The organism is Dyadobacter luticola (assembly GCF_005860805.1).
Lineage (GTDB): Bacteria > Bacteroidota > Bacteroidia > Cytophagales > Spirosomataceae > Dyadobacter > Dyadobacter luticola.
Map to the genome: position 1 here is coordinate 1 of NZ_VCEJ01000012.1, position 22534 is coordinate 22534.

General features: G+C 44.2%; 18 protein-coding genes and 1 rRNA gene. 18 read left to right on the forward strand and 1 reads right to left on the reverse strand.

Annotation, left to right across the window (positions count from 1 at the left end):
- Positions 1-451 precede the first annotated feature (451 nt).
- From FEN17_RS26970 to FEN17_RS27045, 16 genes are all read left to right on the forward strand, one after another.
- Entirely contained in the window at positions 452-1873 is a 1422-nt protein-coding gene (locus tag FEN17_RS26970; RefSeq protein WP_138368538.1) for an anthranilate synthase component I family protein, read from the forward strand.
- 7 nt (positions 1874-1880) lie between these two features.
- A complete protein-coding gene (locus FEN17_RS26975) occupies positions 1881-2270 on the forward strand; it encodes a tautomerase family protein (protein ID WP_138368539.1) in 390 nt (129 codons plus the stop codon).
- 24 nt (positions 2271-2294) lie between these two features.
- Positions 2295-2861 (forward strand): anthranilate synthase component II, encoded by a 567-nt coding sequence (locus FEN17_RS26980; RefSeq protein WP_138368540.1) that lies wholly within the window; start codon positions 2295-2297, stop codon positions 2859-2861.
- A 37-nt stretch (positions 2862-2898) separates the two neighbouring features.
- Positions 2899-3888 carry an anthranilate phosphoribosyltransferase gene (gene trpD, locus FEN17_RS26985; RefSeq protein WP_138368541.1) on the forward strand — a complete coding sequence of 330 codons (990 nt, stop codon included), beginning with the start codon at positions 2899-2901 and terminating at the stop codon, positions 3886-3888.
- 40 nt (positions 3889-3928) lie between these two features.
- Positions 3929-4747 (forward strand): indole-3-glycerol phosphate synthase TrpC, encoded by an 819-nt coding sequence (trpC, locus tag FEN17_RS26990; protein WP_138368542.1) that lies wholly within the window; start codon positions 3929-3931, stop codon positions 4745-4747.
- Entirely contained in the window at positions 4744-5394 is a 651-nt protein-coding gene (locus FEN17_RS26995) for a phosphoribosylanthranilate isomerase (protein ID WP_138368543.1), read from the forward strand. The genes trpC and FEN17_RS26995 overlap by 4 nt, the downstream gene beginning before the upstream one ends.
- A gap of 4 nt (positions 5395-5398) precedes the next feature.
- Positions 5399-6598: a tryptophan synthase subunit beta gene (gene trpB / locus FEN17_RS27000; protein ID WP_138368544.1), complete on the forward strand. Its 1200-nt coding sequence runs from the start codon at positions 5399-5401 to the stop codon at positions 6596-6598.
- 28 nt (positions 6599-6626) lie between these two features.
- The gene (locus tag FEN17_RS27005) at positions 6627-6827 is read left to right on the forward strand and encodes a hypothetical protein (RefSeq protein WP_138368545.1); all 201 of its coding nucleotides are present in this window, start codon (positions 6627-6629) and stop codon (positions 6825-6827) included.
- A gap of 67 nt (positions 6828-6894) precedes the next feature.
- Positions 6895-7254: a Dabb family protein gene (locus FEN17_RS27010; protein WP_138368553.1), complete on the forward strand. Its 360-nt coding sequence runs from the start codon at positions 6895-6897 to the stop codon at positions 7252-7254.
- On the forward strand, positions 7251-8057 hold the full coding sequence (gene trpA, locus FEN17_RS27015; RefSeq protein ID WP_138368546.1) for a tryptophan synthase subunit alpha: 807 nt from the start codon (positions 7251-7253) through the stop codon (positions 8055-8057). The genes FEN17_RS27010 and trpA overlap by 4 nt, the downstream gene beginning before the upstream one ends.
- Positions 8058-8315: 258 nt before the next feature.
- Positions 8316-11636 (forward strand): DUF4175 family protein, encoded by a 3321-nt coding sequence (locus FEN17_RS27020; RefSeq protein ID WP_138368554.1) that lies wholly within the window; start codon positions 8316-8318, stop codon positions 11634-11636.
- 129 nt (positions 11637-11765) lie between these two features.
- Entirely contained in the window at positions 11766-12179 is a 414-nt protein-coding gene (gene ybeY / locus FEN17_RS27025) for an rRNA maturation RNase YbeY (RefSeq protein WP_138368547.1), read from the forward strand.
- A 52-nt stretch (positions 12180-12231) separates the two neighbouring features.
- Positions 12232-14094, forward strand: coding sequence for a tRNA uridine-5-carboxymethylaminomethyl(34) synthesis enzyme MnmG (gene mnmG / locus FEN17_RS27030; protein WP_138368548.1), 1863 nt, complete (start codon positions 12232-12234; stop codon positions 14092-14094).
- Positions 14094-14996 (forward strand): class I SAM-dependent methyltransferase, encoded by a 903-nt coding sequence (locus FEN17_RS27035; RefSeq protein WP_138368549.1) that lies wholly within the window; start codon positions 14094-14096, stop codon positions 14994-14996. Before mnmG ends, FEN17_RS27035 begins: the two co-directional genes overlap by 1 nt.
- Before the next feature lie 66 nt (positions 14997-15062).
- Entirely contained in the window at positions 15063-16670 is a 1608-nt protein-coding gene (locus tag FEN17_RS27040) for an Ig-like domain-containing domain (protein WP_138368550.1), read from the forward strand.
- 437 nt (positions 16671-17107) lie between these two features.
- Positions 17108-18922, forward strand: a complete 1815-nt coding sequence (locus FEN17_RS27045) for a tetratricopeptide repeat protein (RefSeq protein ID WP_229209016.1) — start codon at positions 17108-17110, stop codon at positions 18920-18922.
- Between the two features lie 139 nt (positions 18923-19061).
- Here FEN17_RS27045 and thrC read toward each other — a convergent pair whose 3' ends face one another.
- Positions 19062-20360, reverse strand: a complete 1299-nt coding sequence (gene thrC / locus FEN17_RS27050) for a threonine synthase (protein ID WP_138368551.1) — start codon at positions 20358-20360, stop codon at positions 19062-19064.
- A gap of 176 nt (positions 20361-20536) precedes the next feature.
- On the opposite strand from thrC, the gene pruA reads away from it, so the two are divergent.
- Together pruA and FEN17_RS27060 are read left to right on the forward strand one after the other, a co-directional pair.
- Positions 20537-22168, forward strand: coding sequence for an L-glutamate gamma-semialdehyde dehydrogenase (gene pruA, locus FEN17_RS27055; RefSeq protein ID WP_138368552.1), 1632 nt, complete (start codon positions 20537-20539; stop codon positions 22166-22168).
- A gap of 246 nt (positions 22169-22414) precedes the next feature.
- Positions 22415-22534: ribosomal RNA gene (locus FEN17_RS27060) — 16S ribosomal RNA — on the forward strand; the annotation flags it as partial.

A 22534-nucleotide genomic window follows, 5' to 3' on the forward strand; every position in this document is an offset into this window, starting at 1 on the left:
CATCCCGAACAGAGAAGTTAAGCCCAGAACCGCCGATGATACTTGGGTCAAACCTGGTAAAGTAGGTAGTCGCCACAATTATTAACATCAAAAGCCCCGTAGAAATACGGGGCTTTTTTGCGTTTAGGGAAGTTGGATAAGCATTCATTTATCTCCATCATTTGGTCTTTAAAAAGCCAAACCCTTCGCATATCAACCAATCCTTCCACAACTTTTTTGAATATTTTTTTGCTTCAATATTCTCCATACCGGTTTTTTCATATATTTGTTCTCAGAGTATCTGACAACAGCAATTCAATGAAATCATTCAAAACTATCTGGTGGTGGCGTGCACGTCTTAATAAGATGGACGAGTAGGCTATTGCTTGGGTATAACAGATATACTTACAAACGGCTCGCTGTTCATCTGACAGCGAGCCGTTTTTTTATGCACTTTACATTATTTACAAACATGAATTCCCAAACGAAATCCTTCCAAATCAATACGCGTTACAAGAAACTGTTGGCAGATACGCTTACTCCCGTCTCTATTTATCTGAAACTCAGGGACAAGTTTGTAAATACAATCCTGCTGGAAAGCTCTGATTACCACGGCAATGATAATTCGTATACCTATATCTGTTGTGATCCTGTCGCTTCTTTTAAGCTAAATAGCGGACAAGTGACCCAAGTATTTCCGGATGGGACTAACATTACAAATCCTCTCGCCAAGCCAAAAGATGCTGTACAATCGCTTTACGGATTTGCGCAAAGCTTTATCTCCGAAAAAAGCAACTTCCCGTTTATTACAAATGGTTTGTTTGGTCACATGACTTATGATGCAGTAACTTATTTTGAAGATATTACCGTTCAACCCGCCAGTCCCGAAACAGATATTGATCAGATTTTTTATCAGGTATACCGATATGTAATAGTCATCAATCACTTCAAAAACGAGCTGTATATTTTTGAACATCAATATGGCGACCAACCTGATGATGATGGTTTTGAACAAATAGAAATCCTGATTAAAAACCGGAATTTTCCTAAATATGATTTCCGCAGTGTCTCCGAGGAAACTTCCAATGTTACGGATGACGAAATGCGAAAAGTAATCCAGCAAGGCATTAATCACTGTCTGCGCGGCGATGTATTTCAGATCGTGCCTTCACGCAGGTTCAGCCGCACATTTCAGGGGGACGAATTCAATGTTTATCGTGCACTGAGATCCATCAATCCTTCGCCGTATCTATTTTATTTCGATTACGGCGGCTACAAAATATTCGGTTCTTCTCCTGAAAAACAGATTTTTATTAAAAATGGCACCGCCGAAATACACCCGATTGCCGGTACTTTCAGAAGAACCGGGGACGACCTCGCAGATGCAGAAGCAGCACAGCAGCTACTTAATGATCCGAAAGAAACGGCTGAACACGTCATGTTGGTAGACCTTGCCCGCAATGATCTGAGCCGCAGCTGCGACGAAGTGAAAGTGACCAATTATAAAGAAGTCCAATATTACTCGCACGTCATCCACCTCGTATCCAAAGTGGTTGGTACGATGAAAAAGGACGTAAATCCCTTGCAGCTTGTGGCAGATACCTTCCCTGCGGGGACATTATCCGGCGCTCCGAAGCACAATGCTATGAAACTAATTGACCAGATGGAGAGCAGTAACCGCAGCATTTATGGCGGCGCCATCGGTTTCATGGATTTCAATGGTGATTTCAACCACGCAATCGCGATCCGGACATTCCTTAGCAAAGACAATACGTTATTTTTCCGTGCCGGCATGGGCGTAGTTGCGAAATCCAATGTAGAAAGCGAATTACAGGAGATCAACAGCAAGTTAGCGGCTCTCAGACAGGCGATTAAGGTCGCCGAAGAAATTTGAAATCGCCATGGGACAGGTCAAAATATATGGGTTAAGGTCGGCGCTTTCGCCAATCTCCCGCGAATTCAGCGACATTTTGCACGGCTGCGTTGTTGATGCCTTTAAATATCCTGAAAACAAAAGAGCGCACCGCTTTTTTTATCTGGAACCAGAAGAGTTCTTTTATCCGGAAGGCCGAAGCCAGCAGTATACCATTATCGAAATTTCATTGTTTGAAGGACGGTCCATTGAAGCGAAGAAATTGCTTTACAAACTCATTTTTGAAAGAATGGAAACGCATTTAAAAATAACACCCAATGACATTGAGATTACGCTGACAGAAACTCCGCTCCATAATTGGGGGATCCGGGGAAAAGCCGGGGATGAACTGGCATTGGACTATCGCGTAGCTGTTTAATCAATTTGTAATTACTTTTTTGAAATGAAAATTCTTGTTCTGGATAATTACGATTCGTTCACTTATAACCTGGTTTATATTTTAAGGGAACTGCATGATCAGGTGGATATTTATCGCAATGATAGAATTGCGCTGGAAGATGTTTCAAAATATGACAAGATACTTCTGTCTCCCGGGCCTGGAATTCCTTCCGAAGCGGGCATAATGCATAGCCTGGTGAAGGAATACGGGGCGCAAAAGAGCATTCTGGGAATTTGTCTGGGACACCAGGGAATCGGGGAGGTGTATGGCGCAACATTGGAAAATATGACTGACGTGCTGCACGGGATCAGCGATACGGCATTTGTAACCGATACTTCCGACCGTATTTTCCAAGGCTTACCTACCGAAATCAAAGTGGGCCGGTATCATTCCTGGACTGTTATCCCCGAATCTTTCACAGAAGACCTCACTATCACGGCATTAGACGGCGCCGGACGTGTTATGGGATTATCACACAAAAAATTTGATGTAAAAGGCTTGCAATTTCACCCAGAATCTGTGTTGACAGAACATGGAAAAGAAATGTTACAGAACTGGCTTAACATTTAATCTACCAGTTCGATAAAAGCCACCCACTGATTTAGCGATGAAACACATTCTTAGTCACCTTTTTGAATATAAAGTTCTGAGTAAAGAGCAGGCCAAAGACGTCCTGATCAACATTAGTACCGGAAAATATTCCAACTCCGAAATTGCCGCATTTCTTACCATTTACGCCATGCGGAGCATTACGGTGGAAGAACTTGAAGGGTTCCGGGATGCCATGCTAGAACTTTGCCTGGCCATGGATTTGTCGGAATATGATCCGATCGATGTTTGCGGCACAGGAGGCGACGGAAAAGATACATTCAACATTTCGACCTTGTCCTGCTTTGTCGTGGCTGGAACCGGCCAAAAAGTGGCAAAACACGGCAATCATGGCGTGTCATCGCTTTGCGGCTCATCAACCGTGCTCGAATTTCTGGGAGCGAAGTTTACCAATGACAGGGATTACCTGGAACGCAAGATCGATCAGGCCGGCGTTTGCTTTTTGCATGCTCCGCTTTTTCACCCGGCAATGAAGAATGTGGCGCCTGTGAGAAGGGAATTGGGGATCAAAACTTTTTTCAATATGCTTGGGCCGATGGTCAATCCGGTGTCGCCCGAAAAACAGCTTGTAGGCGTTTTTAGTCTTGAATTAGCCCGTCTTTTTGCCTATCTTTACCAACAAACGAGCAAGCAATTTCTTGTTCTTCATGCGTTAGACGGCTACGATGAAGTGTCATTAACAGGGGCTTTCAAGATCATCACCGCTCACTCCGAGCAAATCCTTACTCCCTCACATTTAGGGTTGAAAACATTGCGCGCGGAAGATCTTTCCGGCGGAAAAACCGTTGAAGAATCTGCCCGGATTTTCATGAACGTTTTGAATGATGAAGCAACCGAAGCCCAGAAAGAAGCCGTGCTTGCCAATGCTGCCATGGCATTATATTGTGCCAATCCAACGTTATCATTAACCGATTCGGTGGCGGCTGCGAGAGAATCCATTGAAAGTAAAAGCGCATTAAAAAGCTTTAAAAAATTAATTGAAGATTAATTCAGCTTGGCTGATTGTCTTTTGAGAAATAATATTTAGGATGAATATTTTAGAAAAGATCATTGCCCGTAAGCGGGAAGAAGTTAGCGAATCAAAAAATATTACACCGGTTTCCGAGCTGGAAAAAGGGATTTATTTTGAGCGCAAAACCATTTCTCTTGCAGAAGCATTACGTACCTCATCTTTTCCAAGAATCATTTCTGAATTCAAACGCAAATCTCCGTCAAAAGGAATTATTAATGCACAGGTAACTCCGGCGCAGGTTACCTCAGATTATGTAAATGCGGGTGCAGCTGCATTGTCGGTTTTAACTGACCTGGATTTTTTTGGCGGAACATTTAAAGATTTTTTACAGGCACGCCAGGCAAATCCGGCGATTCCTATGCTGCGGAAAGATTTTATTGTGGATGAATATCAGTTATTCGAAGCGAAAGCAATCGGGGCGGATATTATTCTTTTAATCGCTGCTTGCTTAGCACCGGCGGAAATTAATGCACTTGGAAAAAAGGCGCACGAACTTGGGTTGGAAGTTTTGCTTGAAGTGCATAGTGAAGAAGAATTAAATGTAAGCCTTGGCGATTACATTGACATTGTGGGTGTTAACAACCGGAATTTAAAAACATTTGAAACATCTATAGAAACCTCCATTTCTCTGAGCGAGCAGATACCTGACAGTTTTGTCAAGATTTCTGAGAGTGGCTTGAAAGATGCTGATACGATCCTGAATTTATATCGGCATGGTTATAGAGGATTTTTGATTGGAGAAACATTTATGAAAACTGTAAATCCCGGGGCCGCACTTGCCGATTTACAAAATGACTTAACTCAACAACGCAATATAAATTCCCTGGTTTTATGAAAATTAAAGTTTGCGGTTTGCGCCAGCAAGAAAACATTGAAAAGGTGGTAGCATTACAACCCAATTTTATAGGGTTTATATTCTACGAAAAATCGCCTCGATTTGTTGGCGATATGTTAAATGAAGAATATATCAAGAGCATTCCCCAGGGTATCAAAAAAGTAGGTGTTTTTGTAAATGCCAGCCCCGGTCACATTCTGAATACAGTAAAAAAATACGATCTGCAATATGCCCAGCTGCACGGAAATGAAATGCCCGACATTTGCCGGAGCATTCGTCAAAAAGGCGTAAGTGTAATCAAAGCATTTTCTATTAATGAGCAGTTCAATTTTGCCATGCTCAATAATTATAAATCATTCTGCGACCTTTTTCTATTTGATACGGCGGGTGAAAATCCAGGAGGAAATGGTAAAGCATTTGACTGGCAACTCTTGAAGCGATACGACAATGAAAAGCCGTTTCTTTTAAGCGGCGGAATTGGTTTAGACAACATTGAAGAAATTATCACATTATCAAAAACATTGCCGATTTATGGCATCGATGTCAACAGCAAATTTGAGATCGAGCCGGGTTTGAAAGATGTGGCCAAACTGGAAGAATTATTCAGCCAGGTACGTGTAAAAAAACAAGAAGAAGCAGAAGCCTAGTTTTATGGAATCAATAGTAGAAAAGAGGTCGTTTCAGGTAGATAGCAAGGGTTATTACGGATCTTTCGGGGGTGCATTTATTCCTGAAATGTTGTATCCGAACGTGGAAGAATTGCGGGAAAACTATTTACAAATCATTTCCGATCCGTCTTTTCAAAAAGAATATAGTGATCTGCTGCGTGATTATGTAGGCCGGCCTACGCCGCTTTACCGGGCTAACCGGCTGTCGGAGAAGTATAAAACCAACATTTTCCTCAAACGCGAAGATCTCTGTCACACCGGCGCGCATAAGGTGAACAATACGATCGGGCAGATCCTCATGGCGCAGCGCCTTGGAAAAAAGCGGATCGTGGCTGAAACCGGCGCTGGTCAGCACGGCGTGGCTACGGCTACGGTATGTGCGCTGATGGATTTGGAATGTGTGGTGTACATGGGCGAGCTCGACATTGAAAGGCAGGCACCGAATGTGGCCCGGATGAAAATGCTAGGCGCGGAAGTGAGGCCTGCTACCTGCGGCTCGCGTACTTTGAAAGATGCCACCAATGAAGCGATGCGGCACTGGATCAACAATCCGGTGGATACACATTACATTATCGGTTCCGTGGTTGGCCCGCACCCTTATCCTGATATGGTGGCGCGTTTCCAGTCGATCATTTCCGAAGAAATCCGCTGGCAGCTCAAACAGCATACCGGCTCCGAGACGCCTGATTATGTGCTGGCTTGCGTAGGCGGTGGCAGTAATGCAGCGGGCGCATTCTATCATTTTTTGTCCGAAGAAAATGTGAGGCTTGTGGCGATCGAAGCTGCTGGTATGGGGGTTAACTCCGGACATTCTGCGGCTACGACTGCCTTGGGAAAACCAGGTGTACTGCACGGCAGCAGAACGATTTTGATGCAAACAGAAGATGGTCAGGTAACCGAGCCTTTCTCCATCTCGGCCGGGCTGGACTATCCCGGAATCGGGCCTCAGCATGCTTATCTATACGACAGCGGCCGCGGAACATTCATGTCGGCCACGGATGAAGAAGCGGTGCAGGCGGCATTTGAGCTTACCCGATATGAAGGCATCATTCCTGCACTCGAATCTGCGCACGCGCTGGCGGTTTTAGGCCGCCTCGGCGCTTCGGAGAACGAGACGGTTGTGGTAAACCTATCCGGACGCGGCGACAAGGATATGGGCACATTCATGAAATACATCGACTAATTATTCACCTCATATTTATTTCAAAAAAATGGCTACACTGACATTGCCGGAGGTTTTCGACCTCAGATTGAAAATACAGGAGCTGGAAGGAAAAGTGAATTCCGGCGAACTTTCTCTTTTTGAAAGATGCGACCTGGAAGATGAAATTCTCGAACTGAAGGAAAAACTCGGGGAATTTGACCGCATGAAATTCAGCGATGAAGGCGAATGTCTGAACTGCTCCGCCTAGCTTTTTACCAGTTTTTAATTTAAACCAAAACCTATATATGAATTTCAAACTACTCTTGATGGCCGGAATGCTCCTTTTTGGATCGATGGCCTTTGTTTCACCTGAAAAACCTGCCGCTAAGAAAATGTTACGTCACGTCGTTCTGTTCAAGTTTAAAGATTCTGCAACGCCGGCACAGGTGAAAGAAGTGGAAGCTGCATTTCGTGCATTGCCTTCTAAAATCAAGGAAATCAAATCATTGGAGTGGGGTACCAACAACAGTCCCGAAGGATTGGCGCAAGGATTTACACATTGCTTTTTTGTGACTTTTGATAGCGAAGAAGCACGTGCCGTATACCTGCCACACCCTGACCACAAGGCTTTTGGAAAAGTCCTGAGCCCTTACCTCGATAAAGTATTGGTTGTTGATTACTGGACCCAAGAATGAACCGGATTACAAAACTTTTCCAGGACGCGAAAAACGAGCAGGAAGGCGGTTTGCTGAATGTGTATTTCACAGCCGGCTTTCCCGAACTGAATGATACCACCCGCGTTCTTCAAGCTTTACAGGACGGCGGGGTAGACCTCGTCGAAATCGGAATGCCTTATTCTGACCCGGTTGCGGACGGTGAAACGATCCAGCAAAGCAATGACCGGGCTTTGGAAAATGGTATGTCGGTCAAAATCCTGTTTGAGCAGCTGAAAGATATGCGGGAGACGATTTCGGTGCCGGTGCTGCTGATGGGCTATATCAACCCTGTTTTGCAATTTGGCATCGAGAATTTCTGCGCCAAATGTGCCGAAGTAGGAGTGGATGGCCTGATACTTCCGGATATGCCGATGGACGTTTTTCTCGATGAATACAAATCGATTTTCGACGCGCACGGTTTGCTGAATATCTTTCTGATCACACCGCAGACGTCAGAACAGCGCATTAAGCTCATCGACGAAGTGAGCGAAGGATTCATCTATACCGTGTCGTCGGCGAGCGTCACGGGCTCTAAAAGTGGCGTGGATTCGAATATGGAGTCTTACTTTGCGCGGCTGGATGCGATGAATTTGCGGAATCAGCGATTGATCGGCTTCGGTATCAAGGATCACGAGACATTCAAACAGGCTTCCAGCCACGCCGCCGGCGCGATCATCGGCAGCGCTTTTATCCGTGTTTTACAGCAAACCACGGATCTGGAACAGGATGTAAAATCATTCGTAAGAGAAGTGAAGAATTATCCTGAGACGATTGCGATTTAAATCCTCGCAGGCACTTAGAAATACAGATTTTATTTAAAGCGGGCAGCTCTTACAGGGTTGTCCGCTTTTCTTTTAAACCGCAAAATAATCAGCAAGTCTTCACCTCAGCTGCAATGCGGAGGATGCATTTTTACAAAAAAATATTTATATTTCTTCGTTCTAAGCTTGTGCGGATGGTTGGTAATTTTTGCTTTCCGCATACGTTATCAAATCTTCACCGATATAACGAAAATACCTATGGCCGCTTTTGCTCCTGCTATGAAAGGCTTGTTGCTTCGCATTCAGGAATACCGTCAAAAATATTATCAAAACCAGCTGCTCAAAGGCGCCATTTTTTCCGCGGGCCTCTTACTCACGGTTTTTTTGTTCTTTAATACCATCGAATATTTCGGCAGGTTTAGCTCCGGTGTCCGGGGAACATTGTTTTTCGGGTTTCTGGCCATAGTCGTGTTTTCATTTTTTCGGTGGGTTATCCAGCCAATTATTCACTTATCTGGCTTGAAAAAGCCCATTTCTGACGAAGAAGCCGCTTTGCAGATCGGGCAGTACTTTCCGGAGATAGGGGATAAGCTGGTGAACACATTACAGCTGCGTAGCCTCACTGGCAGCCAGTCGGATTTGATCGATGCGAGTATCCGCCAGAAATCCGGACAGTTACTGATCGTAAAATTTTCGGATGCGATCCGTTTCAATGAAAACCGGAAACGCATTAAATATGCGATTTATCCCCTGGCCGCGATCGCTGTGATCTTACTTTTTAATCCATCATTCTTTTCATCCAGCTCTGACCGGATCATTCACTTTCAGAAAAATTATACGTACGCACCATTCTCATTTATTCTTGAAAACAAATCCCTGAAAGCATTTAGAAATGAGGATTTTACATTAAAACTAACCTTAAAAGGCGAAGCACTGCCCACAGCGGTTTATTTGGTACAAAATGGTTCAAGATTCAAACTGACGCCGGAAGGCAACCGGAATTTTTCCTATACATTCAAAAATTTGCAGCGTGACGTCGCATTCTCTTTTGACGCGGCGGGTTATGCTTCGGAGGAATATAAAATCAATGTCAATGAGCGGCCGTCGCTGCTCTCTTTTGATGTAAACCTGCATTACCCGGCTTATTTGAACAAACCGTCGGAAGGGCTGAGCAATGTTGGAAATTTATCGGTACCGGAGGGCACCACCGTCGAGTGGAATTTTAATACCAACTCTACCAAATCGCTGGCTATCAAGTTTGAAAATGATTCAGCATTATTTGAGGCAAAAGAAAATGGCGGGCATTTCGATGTCAGAAAAACAGTCCGAAAATCGGCACAATACCAGGTTACCCTGAAAAATGACGAGACAACGAATTCGGATAAGATCGGGTATTTCATCAATGTGATCCCAGACAAATATCCGGTGATGAACCTCGAAAATTTCCAGGATACGACGCTTTATAATTACCTAGTTCTCGGCGGCTCGATCAGCGATGACTACGGTTTTTCACAGCTCAAAATGTTTTATTCCGTCAAACGTGCGGATCAGAACGAAGCTTCCCAGCCCAAAAGCATTCCGATTCCTTTTAACAAAACCGTTAATACACAGAGCTTTTTCTTCCAATGGTATGTCGACAGTTTGAAACTGGCGCCGGGGGATAAGATTGAATATTACGCGCAGGTTTGGGACAATGATGGCGTAAATGGTGCCAAAAGTGCCCGGTCGCGGTCGATTCAGTTTACGGTACCTTCCAAAGACCAGCTTGAAGCTGAGGTGAAAAAATCGGAGCAGGAAACGGAAAACCAGATGCAGTCGGCTCTGAAAAAGGCGCAGAACCTTCGAAAAGACTTGGATAACCTTGATAACCGTCTGAAAAGCAATAAGGAGCTGGATTTCAAAGAGCAAAAACAGATTGAGGAAGTGTTGCGGAAAAGGGAAGAGCTGATGAAGGAGTTACAGGCTTTGCAGGAAAAGCATCAGAATACCAATGAAAAATCAAAGCAGTTCAACCAGCAAAGTCCGGAGCTGCAAAGCAAGATCGACCAGCTGCAAAAGCTGATGAACGATTTGATGGACAATGATACCGACAAGCTTTACAAGGAATTGAAAAAGCTTCTTGAGCAAAAACAAAGTGAGCGCATGACGAGCATGATGGAAAAGCTTAAGAACAAGGAAGGTAACCTGGAAAAAGAACTGGAACGGACCATGAAGCTCTTCAAGCAAATGCAGATGGAGCAAAAAATGGAGAACCTGGTCGAAAAACTGGACGAACTGGCTGAGAAGGAAGATAAGCTGGCAGATAAAACCCAGGAAAACGAGAAAAACAAAAACGGCGACGATAAGAAGGGCAAGAATGAAGACCTGAAAAAAGAGCAGGAAAAGATCCAGGACGATTTCAAAAAAGCGCAGGAAAACAGTGAGGAGATCGAGGAAATGAGCAAGGAACTGGAACAGCCGGTGGATGCGCAGAAAGAGGAGCAAAAAAACGCTTCTGAGCAGATGGAACAGAGTAAACAGCAGCTTGACAAGCAGCAGAACTCAAAAGCCTCTGAATCGCAGAAAAAGGCCGCTAAATCGATGAAGAAAATGTCGCAGGCCACGGCGGAATCGATGGAGGCGCAGGAGATGGAGCAAATGCAGGAAAATCTCGATGCATTGAGGGACATTCTGGAAAACCTGATCACATTATCATTCGACCAGGAAACATTGATGAAAGATTTCCGTGGCGTGAGCTTGCAGGACCCGCGGTTTATCAAACTCGGCCAGCAGCAGCTGAAATTAAAGGACGATGCGAAGATTGTGGAAGATAGCCTTTATGCTTTGGCCAACCGCGTGGTGCAAATCCAGTCGTTCATCACCCGTGAATTGAATGATATGAAATCGTACATGAACGAAAGTGTGAAGAGCATCAAGGACCGCCAGATTAATCTGGCAACTTCGAAGCAGCAATTTGCGATGACCTCGATGAACAATCTGGCCTTAATGCTGAGCGATGTCTTCAACCAAATGCAGCAGCAGATGGCGATGGCGATGCCGGGAAGCGGAAAGTCTGGCAAGAAGGGCAAGCAAAAAGGCGAGTCGCCGGGCATGGGTGAGCGGCAGGAGAAATTGAACGGACAAATGAAGCAGCTTGGCCAGGGTAAGGAAGGGCAGGGGAACAATTCGGAGCAACTGGCGAGAATGGCAGCCGAGCAGGCGGCGATCCGGAAAATGATCCAGGACCTGATGGATTCCCAAAAAGGTACAGAGGCTGGAAAACAGTTTGGAAAAGAATTGCAGGAAATTTCTGAGAAAATGGACGAGACGGAAACAGACCTCGTAAACAAACGCATCACGCCGGAGCTGATCAAACGTAATCAGGAAATTACCACGCGGTTACTTGAATCGGAAAAGGCGATGAAAGAGCAGGACGAAGATGAACAGCGCAAGGCACAAAGCGCGAAGCAGCTTCCTCGTCAGCCGCCTCCGGCATTTGAAAAATACATTCGCGAGAAGGAAAAGCAGACGGAGTTACTGCGTACGATACCGCCAACATTCTCTCCATTTTACAAACGCGAGGTGGACACGTACTTCCGGAAATACCAGGCGAAGAACTGATTACACCATCATTTTGTTGAGACAAGCCTAAGGTTAACAATTTTTAAGAGTTGTTAACCTTAGTGCGTTTTAGGACAAACATAATCTTTCTCAGATACTTAGTATGTTTGTAAATTAATTTGTAAACAAATGCTGAATTTCTTTTCGGAAGACATTGATTTTAAAGTAGCCAATCCGCTAAAAACCAAAAAGTGGATAAAAAACGCCTCAAAGTCAGAAGGTTACGAAATTTCAACATTGAATTATATCTTCTGCTCGGACGATTACCTGCTGGAAATCAATAAACAATACCTTGATCACAACTACTTTACGGACATTATTACGTTTGACAATAGTGAGGAAGACAATGTTCTGGAAGGCGACATTTATATCAGCGTCGATCGGGTAGAGGAAAATGCGAAAACGTTCCACAGTGATTTTGCTTCAGAAATGCGCCGTGTGCTGATACACGGTTTGCTCCACCTCGCGGGATACGAAGACTCGACTGATGCGCTTAAACAGGCCATGAGGGGCAAAGAGGATGAGTATCTTGCACAGTTCTGATTAACATTCCACGTGGAACACTTTAATTAAAGTGCTTTAATAAATCCGAATTATGTTTCAAGAATATGATGTCATTGTAGTGGGAGCGGGGCATGCCGGCTGTGAAGCAGCGGCGGCAGCGGCCACGATGGGATCGAGCGTTTTGCTCATTACAATGAACATGCACACCATTGCCCAAATGTCCTGCAACCCTGCCATGGGCGGTGTCGCGAAAGGACAGATTGTAAGAGAAATTGATGCGCTCGGCGGACAGTCAGGAATTGTCAGTGACAAGACAATGATCCAGTTCCGGATGCTGAACCTCTCCAAAGGTCCCGCCATGTGGAGCCCGCGCTGCCAGAGCGACCGCGTACTTTTTGCGCAGGAGTGGCGGACGATTTTAGAAAACAATCCGAATGTTGATTTCTGGCAGGATACTGCAAAAGGAATCATCGTTGAGGATGGAAAAGCTTGCGGCGTGACAACCAGTCTTGGCATCGAGATAAGATCCAAGGCGGTAGTCCTTACCAATGGTACTTTTTTAAATGGGCTAATCCATATTGGTGAGAAGAATTTTGGCGGTGGGAGAACTGGGGAGAAATCGGCGACTGGAATTACCGAACAACTGGTTTTCCTGGGCTTTGAATCCGGCAGGATGAAAACGGGCACACCACCACGAGTTGACGGCCGCTCACTGGACTACTCGAAAATGGAAGAGCAACCAGGGGACGAGGTGCCAGGCAAATTTTCCTACTCCGATACGAAGCCACTCGCAAAGCAAAGAAGCTGCTGGATTACCTATACCAACAACGAAGTTCACGAACTCCTCCGGACGGGATTTGAAAAATCACCCATGTTTTCCGGCAGGATCAAAGGTCTCGGACCGAGATATTGTCCTTCGGTAGAAGACAAAATCAATCGCTTTGCAGATAAAGATCGGCACCAGATTTTCGTGGAGCCCGAAGGGTGGGACACCGTCGAGGTGTATGTCAATGGTTTCTCCACTTCGCTTCCCGAAGATGTGCAGTACGCTGCATTAAGGAAAATTCCTGGATTTGAGAATGCAAAAATGTTCCGCCCCGGCTATGCGATCGAGTACGATTACTTCCCACCGACGCAGCTGAAATCAACGCTCGAAACACATTTGATCAGCAACCTGTTTTTCGCCGGACAGATCAATGGTACTACCGGCTATGAAGAAGCGGCTTGCCAGGGACTCATGGCCGGAATTAATGCACATCGGAATGTTCACGAACTCGATCCGTTTATTTTAAAAAGATCCGAGGCGTACATTGGGGTTCTGATCGACGATTTGATCAACAAAGGCACCGAAGAACCTTACCGTATGTTCACCTCGCGCGCCGAGTACCGAACTTTGCTGCGCCAGGATAATGCTGACATTCGGCTTACGGAAAAAGGTCACCATATCGGTCTTGCTAGCGAAGATCGGCTGGCGAATGTGCTGAGAAAAAAATCAGAAGTTGCGGAGATAACCCAACTTTTAGCGACGACGAAAATTTCTCCGGATGAAATTAACTCTGCTTTGGAGGAGATCGGCACGGCTACTCTGCGAGAAAAAACCAGTATTTCTCAACTCCTGAAAAGACCACAGCTCTCGTTGGTACAACTCATCGATGCCAGCTCACAGGTCGCGTCACTGCTCGAAAATTTCGCACAGGATTCGGTCCAGCAGGCTGAAATCAATATCAAATACGACAGCTACATTGAAAAGGAAATGTTGCTCGTTGACAAAATGAACAAGCTTGAAAACCTGACTATCATCGATAATTTCAACTATGATGTTGTCACTTCATTGTCTTATGAAGGTCGGGAAAAATTGAAAAGAACCCGGCCCGGCACGATTGGCCAGGCATCGAGGATCAGCGGGGTAAGTCCTTCGGATATCTCCGTTTTAATGCTTTTTATTGGTAGATAATGTCACAAGAAACACTTGAAAATTGTCCGGTTTGCAATAAGTCCAGTTTCAGTAATTATCTGAATGTGGAAGATTACACGGTTTCACACAAAGAATTTACGATCCAGCAATGTAATGCCTGCTACTTTTTATTCACGAATCCGCGGCCTGACGAAGCTTCTATCGGCGCGTATTATCAGTCGCAGGATTACATTTCACATACTGATGCGAAGAATGATTTGATCAGTAAGGTTTATAAATCGGTAAGAAATTATACGATCAACCAGAAGGTAAAACTGATCAACGAATTGTCCAGCCAGAAGGGAAAGTTGCTCGACATGGGCTGTGGAACCGGGAATTTTGCAGGCGCTGCGAAAGAGGATGGATGGATGGTGACGGGTACGGAACCAGATACCAGCGCAAGAGAACTTGCAGGACAAAAGGCAGGAATTCCTATTTATGAAAGTGTTTTTGCGGAAGAAATCGGCGATCAGAAATTCAATGTGATCACCCTCTGGCATGTTCTGGAACACGTGCACCAACTGAATAAAACCATCGATTGGCTGGCAAACCATTTAACAGAAAATGGAAAAATACTGATTGCAGTACCTAATCCGGAATCCCTGGATGCAGCAAAATATGGAAGGTTCTGGGCTGCTTACGACGTACCCCGGCATCTTTATCATTTTACAAAAAATACCATGAAAGAACTGCTCAGACATCATAATCTTCAAGTCGACCGCATACTTCCGATGTGGTTTGACTCCTTTTATGTAAGCATGCTCAGCACCAAATACAAGCAACAAAGAATTGATATGTTTGATAGTGTCTCCAAAGGTCTCGCCTCGAACTGGCAGGGCAGGAGGGGAGCTCATAAGGAAATCAACACATCGAGCCTCATTTACATTGTAGGAAAAAAATAACGGAAACCCGGTCGATCAACCGCCCTCAATACCGACGTATTGAGGGCTTTTTTAAATACATTCTATATGCTCAGGATTATCTTTTTCGCGATTGTTTGTCTTCTAATCTTCGAAAGATGCGCCCAACAAGTCACACCTACCGGCGGTAAAAAAGACTCGATTCCTCCAACATTGGTCGAGAGTTCACCGCTGAATAAAACGCTCAATTTTAAAGGCAAAAAAGTAGAGCTATTCTTTGATGAATATGTGGTGGTCGACAACATTAATCAGAAGCTGATTATTACGCCCGAGGCAGATAACCCTTACTCCTACAAGCAAAACGGTATGTCTGTGGCATTGACATTCAAAAATCCATTCAAGGATAGTACCACATTTACTTTGAATTTCGGTGACGCCATCAAGGATTTTGCAGAGAAAAATCCTGCGAAGAATCTCAAACTGGTATTCAGTACCGGCAGCTCGCTTGATTCGGGGAGGGTATATGGAACGTTGAAAGACGTCCGGACCAACAAACCCATTTTTGATGCACTGGTGGGACTATATAATGTCACTGATACATTAAACATCACCAAACAAAAACCTTACTACTTCTCCCGGACGGACAGCAGCGGCGTATTTTCGATTGAAAATATTCAGATGAGAAGTTATAAAATGATCGCGATCGATGATAAAAACCGTAACATGCTCTACAATGCAAAGGATGAGCGTATGGGCTTTATAAGCAAGCCGATCAATGCTGGCACCGATTCTGTTGCCTACAACATTGAGATGTTTTTATCAGATAACACGCCTCTCAAAATTCAGCGCACATTGCCCAAAGTGAATAATTACTCGGTTGTTTTCAGTAAAGCGATTGAAAAAGTGCAGGTCACATTCATGAATAAAGACACGCTTCCGTACTTGCTGGAAGCCGGCACAAACCTGAAATTTTTCAATGTGGAGCCGCATCCTGATTCGACTTTGGTGAAACTTACTGCTACGGATTCACTCGGAAAAGCCACGGATTTTGAACAGAAAATTGCTTTTCAACCGCAGCGTGGCAAAGAACGCCAGCGCGATCCGATGACATTTACAACCCAGCCAGAACCCAATAAACCGCTGGATCATGAGTTCACCTATAAGCTTATTTTGAGTAAACCTATTTCAAAAATCGATGACCAAAAGATCACATTAATCACGGATAGTCTTACCCACGAGCCGCTCAGCGCATTCAAATCGAGCTGGAATGCCAACCATAACATTCTCACAATTCAGGCCAAATCCTTCGCGAAAGACAGTATCAAGTGGGACATTCCGAAAGGTTCGATCATCAGCGTAGAAGGCGATACATTGCCCAAAACTTTCTTGAAACACCCTGTATTGAAAGAGGAAGATTATGGTCTAATCAAAGGCCGCGTAACGAATGCGGATACTTCCACGCGGCTGATTGTGCAGCTGGTTGACGAACAATACAAGCTCATCGAAACGTCTTATGTGACAAACTATACATTCCGTCACATACCTCAGGGGAAGTACTATCTACGCGTTATTGTCGATAGAAACAGAAACCAACGCTGGGATACGGGCGAAATGGACAAAGATTTGCAGCCGGAACCTATTTTTTACATGCCTGACAAGATCTTACTCAAGGCAAATTTCGAATTGAACGATATCAACATTACCCTTCCTAAGTAATTTTCTCAAATTGTTATCCAGATACTGTGGATAACTATGTGTATAACCCACTTTTCTTGTTGGTAACAGAACCAAATTTGTGGATTACCCTGTGGATAAGCCGAGTTATCTGTGGATAAATTTTGGATTTTAAGTCTTTGGTGTATAAGTCGAGGCTATCTCCGAGTTAACAGTATGTTGATTCACTTTAGCATCTGTGGATTAACATTTCCAGAAATCGATACAAGGTTTTCAACAATCGGATTCCAAAATTTAAATGTTAACTTGTAAAACAGCACTTTACCTGTTGACAAATCCCTCCCTGCATTGTTAATAATCAACATAAGTTATACACAAAATGTGGATAAGTATGTTAATCTACAGTGGATATCCACATTATCCCCATATCCACAGCCCTAGAGAATGATAATAACTAAAGGAAAATTTTTTTATCTATTATGAAAAAGTCTTTGAGGTGGGTTTTGATATATATTTTGGTTTCGGCCGGCGGGGGCGCGGCGGTCGCGCAGAGCGAGAAGGAAATGGCCGAGGAGTATTACAAGAATGGGGATTGCCCGAAAGCGCTTACTTACTATTCGGCGCTGCTGAAATCTTCGTTTGAAAAAGTCTCACTCAAAAATTATACAAGCTGCATTATAAAAACCAAAGCGTGGAGTGACGCCGAGTCATTTTATAAAAAGCAGATTAAGAATGATGCGCCGAATGCGGCCTGGTATTACTTGTACTGGGGTGTGCTGCTGGAAGCGCAGGGAAAGGTGCAGGAAGCCGGCAAAAAGAGCGACCAGGCCATCGCAGCGTCCGGTGCAAGAACGGAGCTTAAACGCGAAATGGCAGAGGAATTCAGGGCGATCAATAAGCCGGAATGGGCCAAGAATATTCTGCTCGATGCCCGCGCTGCAACGAAGCGGACTGATATCTTTCAGCTTGAACTGGCGAGTGTTTATCGCGATCTGAATGATCCGGAAAAGATGATCGACGAGCTGCTCTCTTATGGCATGCGATACCAGAATACCGAAGTTGTCCAGAACATGCTTCAGGATTTTACCAAAGATGAAAAAGAGCAGTCTTTGCTGGAAAAAGTGCTGTATGACAAGATCCAGAAATTTCCAAATGAAGGTTTTTATAATGAATTGCTGATCTGGTACCAGATCCAGCGCAAGGATTTTTATAAAGCATTTGTCCAGGAGCGCGCGCTGGACAAGCGTTTTAAACACAATGGTGCAAGACTGTATAATCTTGGACAACTCGCTTTACAGAACCTGGATTACACGAATGCGGGGCTGATTTTTGATCATTTGGTAAAAGAATATCCCAAAGGACAACTGTATCCGGTAGCGCGTCGTATGGCGATCTTTGCGCGGGAAGAGCAGGTGAAAAATACCTATCCGATCAAACGCAGCGAGGTCCAGAAACTGCTGGGTCAGTATCAGCAATTGGTGGATGAGCTTGGGGTGAATGCCAGGACGATTGAAGCTTTGCGGAATATGGCCATCCTGAATGCATTCTATATGGATGATTTCAAAAAGGCGATCGACATTCTTCAGACGGCAATTGAGGCGGGCAAGCATGAGAAGAATTTTGTAGATAAATGTAAGTTGGATCTGGGTGACATTTACCTGCTGCAAGGCGAGCCCTGGGAGGCAACATTGGTTTATTCGCAGGTTGAGAAATCCCAGAAGGATGATGTTTTAGGATACGAAGCCAAGTTGCGGAATGCGAAGCTGCATTATTATAAAGGGGAGTTTTTGCTGGCGAAGGCGGTTCTGGATATTTTAAAACATGCTACTTCCAGGGAAATTGCCAATGATGCCAATGAACTTTCTCTGCTGATTATGGACAATACAGGTCTGGATACTTTTGAGACGGCGATGCGGCAATATTCTTCTGTCGAGCTTTTGCTTTTTCAAAACAAAAAATTTGAGGCGATCGACTCGCTGAAAAGTCTTTACCAAAGATATCAGAACCACAGCCTCACAGACGAGATACTCTGGCTGCGGGCACGGACTTATATCAAACTGGATAGTAACCAGCAGGCGCTAGAAGATTTGAAATTGTTGTACTCTAAATTTGGTCATGACATTTATGGAGACAATGCGCTTTTTGAAATGGCGAAGTTGTATCAGGAAAAGTTGAATGACAAAGATCAGGCGATGAAATTATATCAGGAGCTCATGGAAAAATATCCGGGAAGCATTTTTGTCGCCGAGTCACGAAAGCGGTTCCGGAATTTGAGAGGTGATGTGATCAACTAGAATGTTGAGATGAAATAGAAAAAGGCTTGAGAGCAGATGCTTTTCAAGCCTTTTACATTTTGGTATTCCGGGTACAAATCCGGGTGAAATTCAAATTTTCAAATCTAAGCGAGTTAAAACATATACTTTTTTGAGATAACTAACTCAACAAGAAGTTTTTAAATGCCGAAAAATCGGGTTTCATTTTTATGGATACTTTTTCAATTTCAAGCAGAGATTTGAGCCGCTCGGGGATTTCTATGCTTTCTTCCAAAGTTTGCTCCACCAGTTCACTAAATTTGGCCGGATGTGCGGTCGAGAGAAAGACACCTGTAAAATCCGACGTATTTTTTTCGCGGTATGCTTTCAACCCAAGGTAAGCGACCGCTGTGTGCGGACACATCACATATCCGTGATTTTTATAAATTTCCCGCATCGCTTCCTGAGTTTGGAAATTATCAAAAAAGAAGCCGGAAATTTTTTCAGTCACCGAATTCCAATCATCACCAAAAAATCTTGTAAAGCGGACGAAGTTGCTTGGGCTACCTACGTCCATAGCATTAGAAACCGTTTCGATGGAAGGGCGCGGATCGTAGGTTCCACTTTCGAGGTATCGAGGAACTGCATTGTTCAAATTAGTCGAAGCAACAAATTGCTCAACGGGCAGGCCCATTTTATAAGCCAGCAAGCCGGCGCTGATGTTACCGAAGTTTCCGCTTGGGACAGAAAAGACAATCGGCTTACCCAGCTTCTTTAATTGCGCATAGGCCGAGAAAAAATAGAAGGACTGAGGTATGAGTCTCGCAATGTTGATGGAATTGGCGGAGGCGAGGTTAAATTTAGCATTCAATTCCTGGTCCAGAAATGCTTCTTTCACCAGACGCTGGCAATCGTCAAATGTTCCATCCACTTCCAGCGCGGTAACATTGTGGCCCAGTGTGGTCAGCTGTTTTTCCTGAATGTCGCTTACTTTCCCACTTGGATAAAGAATGGTAACAGATATGCCCGGAACCTTGTAAAAACCCTGTGCAACTGCTCCGCCTGTATCTCCGGAAGTGGCCACTAATATTTTTATTTCTCGGCTTGAACGCAGCAAAAAGTAAGACATTAGCGCTGCCATAAATCTGGCCCCAAAGTCTTTAAAAGCCATCGACGGTCCGTGAAATAGCTCTAAAACATAGTCTTCGGAAGTTATTCCAACCGCCGGCGCTTCGAAATCATAGGCCTGCTCAATGATGTTTTCAATCTTACTTCTCGTAATTTCACCTTCAAATAATGTGTCCGCAACTTCTACGGCGATCTCCTTGAAAGTCTTATTTTCAATGTTTTCGAGGAAATCAGGTGAAATTTGCCGGATATATTCTGGCATATAAAGGCCATTGTCTGCAGGCAAACTGTTGAAGATCGCATCTTCCAGGTTCGCTTTGAGTGAGGCCGTCTTGGTACTTTGAAAGATCATTTTTTGCAGGTCGTGATTGGGAGCGCAAATTTACCAAAATAGTAGGCGCAAGATCCCTGAACATTTTATAAATGTTTGAGCTTGTTAAATAATGTATTGCGCACCTGTGAATGTTGGTGTGATCGAAAGACAAAATTTTTTGTTAAGCATATCTAGAAACCTAATTATATATAAGTATGTCGATAGGGATTTTCAAAGTTCCGGCTGCGAAGAATGAACCAGTAAAGAGCTATGCTCCGGGAAGTTCTGAAAGAATTGAGTTAAAAAAGGCCTTGGCGGATGCCAGGTCGAAAGTCATAGAAATTCCGCAATACATTGGGGGAGAAGAGGTTTTCTCTCGGAATAAGCAAAAAGTCACGCCACCACACGATCACCAGCATTTGTTGGGATATTTCCATGAAGGAAGCGCCAGCGACGTTACAAAGGCTATTAATGTAGCGCTGGATGCACGTCAAAAATGGACCTCGCTGCATTGGGAGCAACGTGCTGCCATCTTTTTAAAAGCTGCGGATTTAATAGCAGGGCCATATCGGGCTGAATTGAATGCGGCTACCATGCTGGGGCAATCGAAAAATGCTTATCAGGCTGAGATAGACTCTGCTTGCGAGATCATTGATTTCCTGCGGCTCAATGTCAATTTCATGCGTGACATTTACGAAGAGCAGCCTATTTCTTCTGATGGCGTCTGGAACCGGATGGAGTACAGGCCGCTGGAAGGTTTTGTTTTTGCAATCACCCCATTCAATTTTACTGCGATTGCAGGTAATTTGCCAGCTGCTCCCGCTCTGATGGGCAATGTGGTTTTATGGAAGCCAGCATTTACCCAGGTGTACGCCGCTAATGTAATCATGAAGGTTTTCAAAGAAGCCGGGTTACCAGACGGAGTTATTAATATGATTTTGGTAGATGGGCCGATTGCCGGAGATGTTGTTTTTAAACATGCAGATTTTGCAGGAATACATTTTACCGGGAGTACAAAGGTATTTCAAACGATTTGGAAGACAATTGGAGAGAACATTACCAGCTATAAATCTTTTCCAAGAATTGTGGGGGAAACAGGAGGAAAGGATTTTGTGCTAGCTCACAAATCTGCTGATCCAAAGGCGCTTGCAACCGGACTTATCAGAGGTGCATTCGAGTATCAGGGGCAAAAATGTTCTGCTGCGTCGAGGGCGTATATTCCTTCCAACCTTTGGGAAGAAGTAAAAAGTTTGATGTTGGCGGACCTGGAAGAAATAAAGATGGGTCCGGTGGAGGACTTTTCAAATTTTGTTAATGCTGTCATTGATGAAAAGTCCTTTGACAAAATTGCTTCTTATATAGAAGGCGCAAAAGATAGCGCTGATACCGAAATAATCGCGGGAGGCACTTATAATAAGGAAAAAGGGTATTTTATCCAGCCAACAATTATTCAAGCCTTCAAACCGGATTATATAACGCTTTGTGAAGAGATATTCGGGCCGGTGCTTACTGTATATATATATGAGGAGGATAATTTTGAGCAGATCATTCCGGTAATAGATTCCACTTCGCCTTATGCTTTGACGGGTGCCATCTTTGCAAATGATCGTTACGCAATTCAATACGCAACGGATCATTTGGTGAATTCTGCAGGTAATTTTTATATCAATGACAAGCCGACTGGCGCGGTAGTAGGTCAGCAGCCATTTGGCGGGGCCCGTAGTTCAGGGACAAATGATAAGGCGGGCTCGGTATTGAATCTACTTCGATGGGTTTCTCCAAGGGCTATCAAGGAAACATTGGTTTCTCCAAAAGACTACAAATATCCCTTCCTAGCAGAGGATTAGTTGTATAAAACTTACGAAATTTTATAATACTTAAAGAACTTTCACTTATTCGAAGTTTTTTTCTGACTGAAATTCGGAAGTAAAAAATCTTTTTCTACCTTTGCAATCCCAATCGCAAACGAAGCGACTGAAAAGAAGAAAAGAAAGCGCGATTGGCACTGTTCTTTGACATGATGAGATAGACCAAAAGAGTAAGAAATACTCGTTTGAATGGAATAAAGCTACTTAGGTAGCAAATCAATATTTACAATGGAGAGTTTGATCCTGGCTCAGGATGAACGCTAGCGGCAGGCTTAATACATGCAAGGCGAGGGGGCAGCAATGTCACCGTCGTACGGGTGCGTAACGCGTATGCAACCTACCTAT